Source organism: Chroococcidiopsis cubana SAG 39.79 (genome assembly GCF_003991895.1).
GTDB lineage: Bacteria > Cyanobacteriota > Cyanobacteriia > Cyanobacteriales > Chroococcidiopsidaceae > Chroococcidiopsis > Chroococcidiopsis thermalis.
Genome location: NZ_RSCK01000045.1, coordinates 44,150 through 53,494 on the forward strand (window position 1 = coordinate 44,150; position 9,345 = coordinate 53,494).

Genomic DNA, 9,345 nt, shown 5'->3' on the forward strand with positions numbered 1-9,345 from the left:
TTCAGACGATTATGCTAGGATTCGTGCTGTAGTGATTATGGGACAATAGTAGGGTATCGCCATGACTTTGGCAGGAGCAGCTAAATTTGTCCTGGGTGTTAGCTTAGCGCTGGCGATCTTGGCTGGTGGTAGCGCCGCAGTTGCTTTATATTTTATGTATAGAGTCACAACTCATCCGCCTAAGCCGACTTTTGCTAACGAACTCAACCAAAAACCAAAAGCTGTGCCTGCTCCGAAACAGCAAGCACAGCCTGAAATATCTAATCCCGATAATACTAATAACGCTGAATCTACGACCGAGAAAGCGGATTCTGACACTAATTCTACTGAGCCTCTAGCGCCAGGAACCTATAGAGCTAGGGTGTCTTGGGAAAAAGGCTTAAGTCTCCGTGCCGAGCCTGGAGCGGGTGCTGAACGCATCGGCGGGTTGGAATACAATCAACAAATCGTAGTTTTAGAAGCAAGTCCAGATAAAAATTGGCAAAGAGTTCGCTTATCGGATAGCGATCGCGAAGGCTGGATCAAAGCAGGTAACATTGAGAAAATCCAGTGAAGAGCAAGCTGCGCTCGACAACCGACAACCAATAACACCAAGATTCTAGATCGGCAACAACGCTCTTTGACAAGAAGGACAAACAGCATGAATTGTTAGTTGGCAATCGAGCAAATGATACCCTTCCTTTTCAGCTGTTTTTGAGCCAATTTTTAAGATGGAATCGTTTTTAAACTCGATTGTTTTATTGCACCTAACACAAATTAAATGGTGGTGGTGGTGAGGGTAAGGCTGATTGATCTCGTAATGTTTATGTCCCTCTCCTAACTCCAGCTCACGCAGAATTCCCATCCGCGCCATTAACTTTAGAGTGCGATAAATCGTTGACAGACTGATTCCTGCTGTTTGAGTTTCTAATTGTTGGTAAAGCTCTTCCGCACTTAGATGTTTTCCTCTAGGCAGTTCTTGAAAAACCTGTAGGATCGTTTCGCGCTGCGGTGTGAGTCGCCAACCCCGCTCGTTGAGTTCTGCCTTAAGTGAGGTAGCTGAGTATGCAGTCATAACCACCTTTTTAAGCAAGCTTAATAATTGATAAGTATAGTCAATTATTGGTTGAAGTGTCAACAAGCTATAACTATTGAGAATGATTTTTAAGAAAAGAGAGTCGTAGTTTACAGATAATAAAAATCTTCTGGCTAAAAAATAGGCAGAAGAGGTGAAGAACGAAGAATGAAAGTGAATCTAACTAGGTTGTAAAAAACACGGTCACGATCCTTCACCCGATCGATGTTGTTAGCTCAAATTGTTAGCTCAAGGACTCTAAGTAATCCCGCACGCGATTGCGTCGTTTGGGTTGTCGTAGCTTTTGTAGTGCTTTAGATTCAATTTGACGCACTCTTTCCCGTGATAAGTCTAAAGCGCGTCCAATTTCGGCTAGAGAGTAACAGTGTCCGTCTCCCAGACCAAAGCGCATCAAAATAACATCCCGTTCGCGATCGGTTAAATCTGCTAAAAGTTGCTGTAAATCTCGATGGAGAGCTTCACGCATGAGCAACTCTTCAGGGGAAATACTGTCGTTTTCGAGTAAATCTCCTAACTCAGTATCTTTTTCCTTCCCAACTTTTGTTTCCAAAGATACGGAACGAGGAACTCTCAGTAGCACTTCCCGTACTTGAGGCGCAGTCATCTCCAATTCGAGCGCAATATCTTCGATTGTAGGGGTACGACCTTTTTCTTGCGCCAGTTTTCGCTGAGCTTTCTTAATTTTATTCAGTTTTTCTGTAATGTGAACTGGAAGACGGATGGTACGGCTTTGGGTGGCGATCGCGCGGGTAATACCTTGACGAATCCACCAATAAGCGTAGGTGCTGAAGCGATAACCTTTGGTAGGATCGAACTTTTCTACCGCTCTTTCTAACCCCAGAGTACCTTCTTGAACCAGATCTAGCAGTTCCAAACCGCGATTTTGATACTTTTTCGCAACTGAAACAACTAGGCGTAAATTCGCCTTGATCATGTGTTCTTTGGCATGAATCCCGTCGTTTTGAATTTGCTCTAATTCTTCGACGGTAATTTTGGCAATTTCAGCCCAACGGCGCTTCCCAACTGCCAAAGCGGGTTTGAGTTCCATCACGGATATACCAGCGCTAGCAGCCCATCGTTCTAAAGAGGGGCGGTGTCCTAGCTCGGAGGTCAGGCGCTCTTGGGCTTCAATTAGGGTGATGTATGTTTTGATAATCGAGTCGTCCTTTGCTGCATGACTGACGCACAGCGCCCGCATTCGCAAATAACGCTGCACTTTTTGAGCTTCGGAAACTTCTTCATCTCTTTCTAGCAGGTGGACGCGACCGATCTCTTGCAGGTATAAACGAACTAGGTCTGTAGTCCGACGGGTAACACCAGGTTGTAGGCTCTCCCGCTCGTTAGAGTCAATATCCAAAGTCAGCAGGTCATCTACGCCCAGATCGGTATCATCTTCTGGATAATCTGACCGAAAGCGCTGGGGTGCTGATTGGGGTTCGTAGGCTGCGTCCGCGTAAAAAGATAGTGCTTGCATAGGGGTTATCTCAACTGCTCCAGGTGACAATAGACTTCACTCGGTTGCTTCTTGTTGCTGATGCTATTGTTCCCAGCGATCTTGGCGAACTAACATCTTGCTGCTAGATTTACGAGGAAACTTGACGATCGCGCCCACTAACTTCAGGAATAACTCCAAATTTTCTAGTGAATTCAAGTACGAACTGATACTGCTACGGATGTTAGGATTGCGGATACTTAAAGCAGCAATTTGGTTTCAATATCTTGTTGAAAGGCTGAAAAGTATCGCAAAATAAGCGTTTCAAGAATAAACGCGATTTAAGATAAATGTGTGAGATCGCACCCCAGTGTAAACTACAATTTTTGCCTGAGAAATTTCGGAGAATCAGCCGCGCTCGCGTAAAGTTTTATAAAATTTGCGTGGATTTACGTAGGAGCGATTCGGTCGAACCATCGCCTCTACAATAATTCCGATTTGAGGTCGCGCAGCATCAGTGCTTCCAGCGCTTGCTTGGGTGTAATTTCCGCTTGCAGGAGACGATAAACTTCAGCCGTAATCGGCATATAGATGTCTTGCTGGCGAGCGCGTTGCATGAGTACCTGAGTCGTATTCACGCCTTCAGCTGTTCCTTCTAGGTGAGCGAGAATTGCGGACAGGGTTTTACCTTGGGCGAGTTGATATCCAACTTGATAATTACGACTGAGGGGACTGTTACAAGTTGCCAGCAGATCGCCCAAACCAGATAGACCGTAAAAAGTTTCTGTTTTTGCTCCCCAGCTGTTGCCGATGCGGATAATTTCCGTCAGTCCACGGGTAACGAGTGCAGCTTTAGCATTTGTACCCAACTGCAAACCATCGCAAACACCCGCCGCGATCGCCATCACATTTTTCAGCGTTCCCCCCAACTCTACGCCCAAAGGGTCGGAATTGGTATAAACGCGGAACTGCGGTGAAGAAAATACTGCTTGCACTGCTACTGCGGCGTTGTCGTCAGTACTACCAGCAACAGTTGCAGCGGGTAATCCTTGTTGAATTTCCTTGGCTAAATTAGGACCGCACAGTACAACTACCGAGCGATCGGGAAAAGCCGCCTGCCAAATCTGGGCTGGGGTGAGAGTTGTGACCGGATCGAGTCCTTTGGTTGCCGTGACAAAAATTGTTGTCGGCAAGAGGGGTAAAGTCTGAATTTCTCGAACGACTGTTGCTACACCCTGCATTGAGACAGCAGAAACAACTACATCCGCACGTTCGATCTCGCTAGGCGAAATTGCCCCATCGCGCCGCGATCGCACTTGCACGCGATGACCATTAGCTGCTGCGAGAGATGCTAACGTCGTTCCCCAAGCCCCAGCACCTAGAACCACCACCGATCTTGGATTTTGAGTTGAGTGTTGGCGATCGCTAGCGAGAGACTGGGATTTTGGATGAATCACAAACCTAAAATCTCAATTATGACTCAATTTTTAGAGCGGATTTTACCTGAGAGCCTCGCTCTCTAGTCTAGGTTAACTCGATCGATCCGCCCCAGTCTATTGAGGGTAACGAAAGAAAACTGGTAGAGCGACACAATGTCAGTGTCAGTAGCATAGAGACACCATACTCGGTCGAACTCCACAATGGGACGTTCCATGTCGAAAGTTTGGGAGTTGAGTCAGGAGCAAGCGATCGGCTGGCTATTTTCGCTGAAGTCGCAATAAGTTTTGTATTAAGAATTTTAAACTACCAAGATAAACTTTAAAATTTATTAATGAAGCCCCTCGAACTCGATCGAGATTTTGAAGCGTTATTAGACTACCTCAAACGCAACCAGAGTTGTGACTTTACAGGCTACAAACGCCCTACCTTAATGCGGCGTTTCTCTTGCCGAATGCAGCAGCTCCACATTGAGCGCTATCAGGACTATTTACAGTATTTGCAAAGCCATTCTCAAGAGTGGATTGAGCTTTTAGACTCCATACTCATTAACGTTTCTAGTTTCTTTCGCGATCGCGAAGCTTGGGATTATCTAGCCAGCAATATCGTGCCTCAAATTATTGCTAGCAAACAGCCTGACGAACCGATTCGCGTTTGGAGTGCGGGCTGTGCTTCTGGGCAGGAAGTTTACAGTTTACTCATTTTGTTTGCAGAAGCTTTGGGAATTGAGTCGTGTTTGCAGCGAGTTCAACTCTATGCTACCGATGTGGATAAAGTTGCCCTTCAACAAGCACGACAAGGGGTCTATCGCGCGAATGAAGTGAAAGGACTTGCTCCAGATTTACTCAAGAAATACTTTGAGCCAACCGAGCAAGGCTATGCTTTCGATCGCAGACTTCGCCGTAGGGTCATCTGTGGTTGTAATAACCTAGCTGAAGATGCACCGATGTCCAAAATCGATTTGCTGGCGTGCCGTAATACCCTAATGTATTTCAATCCAGATATCCAAGCAAGAATTCTGGTTCGCTTTCATTTTGCGCTGAAAAACAACGGCTTTCTCTTTCTAGGTAAGCATGAAACACTGACCGCTCAAAGACCGATTTTCATGCTAGACAATATCAAGCATCGAATTTATATCAAAGGACTACATTTGGAGTTAGGCGATCGCCTCTCAATCACTCCTAAATTTCGCCTAAAGGAAGCTAGCGATTCACTAGTCTCCCAACTATGCTTTTGGCAAGCTGCATTTGAGACAAGTCCTTTTGCTCAGCTATCGGTCGATCTGAATAATCGTTTAGTTGCTGCTAACGAACAGGCAAACTTTTTATTTAGATTAACGCTCTCCGATTGGAGCCTTCCGTTTTCAGAACTTTTACCCGGAAAGTTAGTGAGTTCCCATGTTGCGATCGGCAAATTTTACTGCGATCGTCGTCCAGTCAATTTGAAAAATATTAAGTGGATAACTTCAGAAGGAACAAAGTATCTCGATATTTTTATCGCACCTGTTTTCAGCACAAATAATGATTTGCTGGGAGTTAACTTGACGTTCATCGATGTCAGCGATCGCCAACAAATCATAGAAAAACTAGAATACAAATATTCGGAATTAGCCAGAGCTTCGGAAACATGTCAGGAAACAAAAACGGCACTTGATACAACTCGTATCGAGCTGGAAGAGACTCAAAAAGAATTAGAAGCCTTACATCAAGAAATACAATTTATCGAAAGAGATATGCAATTTAGAAATTGATGGCAATTGCGATCGCTCTGCCTGACTTCATATCTTAAATTACGGGACTGGTACGTCTCGAACGCGCGACATAGCGCTTTAGGAGGCACTATTTATATAATAAATTCACAGGCATTCTAGCCTAGAAAAACTTACATCTGGTGGCTGCGCCGTACTTCTGTAATCTGATCTGCCACATCGAGTACGGGTTGAGGCATATTCGAGCCAGTCAAAATCACATCGACGTGCTTGGGGCGATTTTGAATAAAATCTAAGACTTCTGCCAGAGGGATTAAGCCAAATTCGACAGCCACGCTTAATTCATCTAATACTACCAATGAGTACTGCCCTTGGGAAACAACTTGGCGCGTATGCTGCCACAGTTCTTGTAAAGAACGGTTTTCGGATTCGTCTAATTGTGGCGTGTCAATGCAACGGGGAAGATTGCAGCGAATCCAATCCAAGTTTTGCCCCAACTTAACTGGATGACAATGACCCTGATTTATCCCACCTTTAAGAAATTGGACGATGAGCGCTGGAGTCCCTTGACCGGAAACCCTTAAAGCCTGTGCCATCACGCTTGTCAAAAAGGTACGACGAGAGCAAGTAAAGACTTGTACTAATCCTTCAACTGTGTATGGTGGTTGACAAGGAGAATGAACGGTTGGGGTCTCTAGCTGAGCAATCATAAAGTCACTTTTATCCAGATGCTTGAGTTAAAGCTGAGTTCGGAGAAACTGCAATATGCGATATATAGTGTAGTCTTGCAGAATACTCCTTAGTGAAACACTACATCTATGTTTTAGTCAATAGGAAACTATCCTCTGGGTCGCAATATCGCTACTATAAGTCCCAGTTGGCGGAGATTCTGTTGCAGCATTTTGACTTTTGACTTCCCAGCATAGCGATCGCCCTCCACATGTTCCACGCCAAAAGTTTACAAAAAATTAAGCCTAGCGAAAGTGTTAACTGTATGCTCGACCCTGTATTCTGATTTAGGTCACTACAGCTAAGAACCATGACCTGGGAGCGTTTGGATAATCGGTTAGCAAATCAACTGCGTCCTATCAGTTTTACACGGGATTTTACTCGTTTTGCCACTGGCTCTGTTTTAGCTCAGTGCGGCGATACTCAGGTGTTGTGTAACGTATCGATTCAGCCTGGAGTCCCTAGATTTTTGGAAGGTTCGGGTAAGGGTTGGCTGACGGCTGAATACAGAATGCTTCCTACTGCTACCCACCAACGCCAAGAACGAGAAACCTACAGGCTGTCTGGACGCACGCAGGAGATTCAAAGGTTAATCGGACGCAGCTTGAGAGCCGGACTCGATTTAGAAGCATTAGGAGAGCGTACAGTCACCGTAGATGCTGACGTATTGCAAGCGGATGCAGGTACGAGAACCACGGCAATTACAGGCGGGTTTGTGGCGCTTGCCGATGCGATCGCCAAGCTTTTAGAACGGGGAGATCTGACGCGATCGCCCATCCGTCACCAAATCGCCGCCGTTTCTGTAGGTTTGCTTGAAGGTGTGCCATTTCTAGACCTCAACTACCAAGAAGATGTCGCTGCCGATATCGATTTCAACGTGGTCATGAACGACCAATTAGAAATTATCGAACTCCAGGGAACCGCCGAAGCAGGTAGTTTCAGCCGCACTCAATTGGATCGAATTATGGATTTGGCAGAACTTGGAATTAAAGATTTACTAGCAGCACAACGTCAAGCCTTGGGCGATTTCAATCTTTAGGTGCAAGCTATTGTTGATAGGTTAAAAACATAAGGGGGCGGGATAGAATATGGTTCGCAGTTGTGGTAGTATTTACTTTATAATGGGAATATTTTTGATTTTTAAAAAAATGCTTAGATTTCCATTATGAAGTAAACCATCTAGGTAATTGATAATATAGTATCACGAGCGATCGCATTACTAATTACATATTTGTACAGGAATATTGTCATAGGAATCCCAGAGTAGGGTGAGCAACGCCCACCTTACTAAATGATTATTTCACGCCGTCTAAATCGGTAGAAAGCGTCTTCAAGCTAGTCAAAACAGTATCTCGTGGAGGCTGTGCTTTGCTCAGTCCAGAATTCACATCTTGCACCCCTGCTTCTAGCCTTTGGTAAGTATCGGGAGATTTTTGTTTCACGCTACCACCAAACTCATACCAGGTTTGGCGAGCAGCACCAAAAGCAGTTTTTGCAGTTGCAAAATCCTGCGATTCTACAGCAGTAGTTGCCTTAGCCAGTTCATCTTTCATGGCTAATAAGTTGCTTTGAATAGCCGTAGCATTGCTATTTGCTGTCTCCGTGGTGCTAGTGTTAGTAGCAATTGCAGAAGTGCTATTAGTTACAAGACTATTGAATGCAGTTGAAAGTCTCTGCAATTCTGTCGTGAGTTTTGCCACATTTGGCGAACCCGATTTCAGATCTGTGGCAATAGTTGTAATTTTCTCGCCAATCGTTTTGGTAGCATCGGGGGAGACTGTCTTCAGAGTACTTTCTAATCCTTTCCAGCCATCTTGCAGCTTAGTAAATTCCGTTTGTGCTGCTGTAAAGTTACCAGCTTTTACAGCAGATAGAGTTTGCGCTGCGCCATCAGTCAGAGGACGAATGGTTTCTTTGAGATTCCCCAGATTGCCAAGCGCAGTTGTTGTTTTGCTAGCAACATCTTGTGCTTGCTGAGCTACATTTTGAGCTTGATTAGCTTTGTCTTTGAGTTGTGAAGCTTGTTCTTGCACTCCCGTACAGGATGCTAGGAATAAGGAAACAGCTAATAAACCTAAATTTGTCAGAATTGGTTTCATAATTCAAGATTTTGTCAGAATTTTCACTCTAGACGAGCATCTTACAAAATGAATTATGGTTTGCATATAGTTGATTGATTAGCTTGATTTATCAGTCATTTTTTCATTTCAAAATAAAAACTGCTTAGATTTAAAATGCCGCAAATTGCAGTACACATATTACTGTTTTATAGGAACTCAGCATTCTAAATAGGCGATTCATTTTAATTTCTTATAAACTGTTTTTGCAAGAGAGTTAGTAGAGAAAACTTCATTTTTTTTTACTTAAGTTAAGATTTGCATGAACTGTTGAATCTAATAAGTAGATTCCAGATTTCAGTTTATTTGCCTAACGCGATCGCTTAGATGCAAAGATTTATACATCATGTTTACGCAATGCTTCAATACTTTCAATCGGATGGTGGCTGCACGTTCAAAATAGAAAATATTGTTTATACAAATATTCATCCAGATTATTGACAGTCTTCAGCAGTATGATAACTTTTGGATTCATCGTGAACTATAAAAATTGCCCCTCGTTCGATCAAATCACGCCTCTGCGTCTCAGACAGCCAGTAATCATCATCAAAACGAGCGCCTTTGACAATTGCACCATTCAAGTTAGTGTTGCCCCACTTAACAAAACATAGAAGTGAATTGCTCAGATTTGCATTACTTAAGTTAGTATTAACTAAATTAGCTCCAAATAAGTTGGCATTACTCAAATTAGTACCTCTAAAATCTGCATTACTTAAGTTAGCTGTATGAAAATAAAAGTTTTTCAAATCCATATTTTGAAAATTTGTATTGCTCAACGTGAGTTCGACGGCTCAAAAAATAGTAGGAGGTAGAGCTGGCAAGCCATGAGGATGGATATCTAAAGACG

10 protein-coding genes are annotated in these 9,345 nt (G+C 43.8%); 3 read left to right on the forward strand and 7 right to left on the reverse strand.

Features of this window, described 5'->3' with window-relative positions; all coding sequences use genetic code 11:
- The first annotated feature begins 61 nt into the window (after positions 1-61).
- On the forward strand, positions 62-553 hold the full coding sequence (locus tag DSM107010_RS22780; protein ID WP_106167558.1) for an SH3 domain-containing protein: 492 nt from the start codon (positions 62-64) through the stop codon (positions 551-553).
- A gap of 45 nt (positions 554-598) precedes the next feature.
- Here DSM107010_RS22780 and DSM107010_RS22785 read toward each other — a convergent pair whose 3' ends face one another.
- From DSM107010_RS22785 to DSM107010_RS42380, 4 genes are all read right to left on the reverse strand, one after another.
- Complete coding sequence (locus DSM107010_RS22785; RefSeq protein WP_015152359.1) at positions 599-1,054, reverse strand: Fur family transcriptional regulator; 456 nt, start codon at positions 1,052-1,054, stop codon at positions 599-601.
- A 244-nt stretch (positions 1,055-1,298) separates the two neighbouring features.
- A complete protein-coding gene (sigC, locus tag DSM107010_RS22790) occupies positions 1,299-2,549 on the reverse strand; it encodes an RNA polymerase sigma factor SigC (RefSeq protein ID WP_015152358.1) in 1,251 nt (416 codons plus the stop codon).
- 440 nt (positions 2,550-2,989) lie between these two features.
- Positions 2,990-3,961, reverse strand: a complete 972-nt coding sequence (locus tag DSM107010_RS22795; RefSeq protein ID WP_051033319.1) for an NAD(P)H-dependent glycerol-3-phosphate dehydrogenase — start codon at positions 3,959-3,961, stop codon at positions 2,990-2,992.
- A 65-nt stretch (positions 3,962-4,026) separates the two neighbouring features.
- The gene (locus DSM107010_RS42380) at positions 4,027-4,161 is read right to left on the reverse strand and encodes a hypothetical protein (protein WP_258183880.1); all 135 of its coding nucleotides are present in this window, start codon (positions 4,159-4,161) and stop codon (positions 4,027-4,029) included.
- Between the two features lie 117 nt (positions 4,162-4,278).
- On the opposite strand from DSM107010_RS42380, the gene DSM107010_RS22800 reads away from it, so the two are divergent.
- Positions 4,279-5,694: a CheR family methyltransferase gene (locus tag DSM107010_RS22800; RefSeq protein WP_106167559.1), complete on the forward strand. Its 1,416-nt coding sequence runs from the start codon at positions 4,279-4,281 to the stop codon at positions 5,692-5,694.
- A gap of 131 nt (positions 5,695-5,825) precedes the next feature.
- Here the strand turns inward: DSM107010_RS22800 and DSM107010_RS22805 are convergent, their stop codons facing one another.
- A complete protein-coding gene (locus DSM107010_RS22805; RefSeq protein WP_015152355.1) occupies positions 5,826-6,362 on the reverse strand; it encodes a P-loop NTPase family protein in 537 nt (178 codons plus the stop codon).
- A gap of 329 nt (positions 6,363-6,691) precedes the next feature.
- Here DSM107010_RS22805 and rph point away from each other — a divergent pair, with 329 nt between their 5' ends.
- Positions 6,692-7,420: a ribonuclease PH gene (gene rph / locus DSM107010_RS22810; protein WP_106167560.1), complete on the forward strand. Its 729-nt coding sequence runs from the start codon at positions 6,692-6,694 to the stop codon at positions 7,418-7,420.
- Positions 7,421-7,676: 256 nt separating this feature from the next.
- Here the strand turns inward: rph and DSM107010_RS22815 are convergent, their stop codons facing one another.
- Positions 7,677-8,480 (reverse strand): hypothetical protein, encoded by an 804-nt coding sequence (locus DSM107010_RS22815; protein ID WP_106167561.1) that lies wholly within the window; start codon positions 8,478-8,480, stop codon positions 7,677-7,679.
- A 452-nt stretch (positions 8,481-8,932) separates the two neighbouring features.
- The gene (locus DSM107010_RS22820; protein WP_241994310.1) at positions 8,933-9,274 is read right to left on the reverse strand and encodes a pentapeptide repeat-containing protein; all 342 of its coding nucleotides are present in this window, start codon (positions 9,272-9,274) and stop codon (positions 8,933-8,935) included.
- Between the last annotated feature and the right edge of the window lie 71 nt (positions 9,275-9,345).

What these genes read in the sequence shown, in the direction of transcription:
- DSM107010_RS22780 (WP_106167558.1), top strand. Translation starts at nt 62, where the DNA reads ATGACTTTGGCAGGAGCAGCTAAATTTGTCCTGGGTGTTAGCTTAGCG.
- DSM107010_RS22785 (WP_015152359.1), bottom strand. Translation starts at nt 1,054, where the DNA reads ATGACTGCATACTCAGCTACCTCACTTAAGGCAGAACTCAACGAGCGG.
- sigC (WP_015152358.1), bottom strand. Translation starts at nt 2,549, where the DNA reads ATGCAAGCACTATCTTTTTACGCGGACGCAGCCTACGAACCCCAATCA.
- DSM107010_RS42380 (WP_258183880.1), bottom strand. Translation starts at nt 4,161, where the DNA reads ATGGAACGTCCCATTGTGGAGTTCGACCGAGTATGGTGTCTCTATGCT.
- DSM107010_RS22800 (WP_106167559.1), top strand. Translation starts at nt 4,279, where the DNA reads ATGAAGCCCCTCGAACTCGATCGAGATTTTGAAGCGTTATTAGACTAC.
- DSM107010_RS22805 (WP_015152355.1), bottom strand. Translation starts at nt 6,362, where the DNA reads ATGATTGCTCAGCTAGAGACCCCAACCGTTCATTCTCCTTGTCAACCA.
- rph (WP_106167560.1), top strand. Translation starts at nt 6,692, where the DNA reads ATGACCTGGGAGCGTTTGGATAATCGGTTAGCAAATCAACTGCGTCCT.
- DSM107010_RS22815 (WP_106167561.1), bottom strand. Translation starts at nt 8,480, where the DNA reads ATGAAACCAATTCTGACAAATTTAGGTTTATTAGCTGTTTCCTTATTC.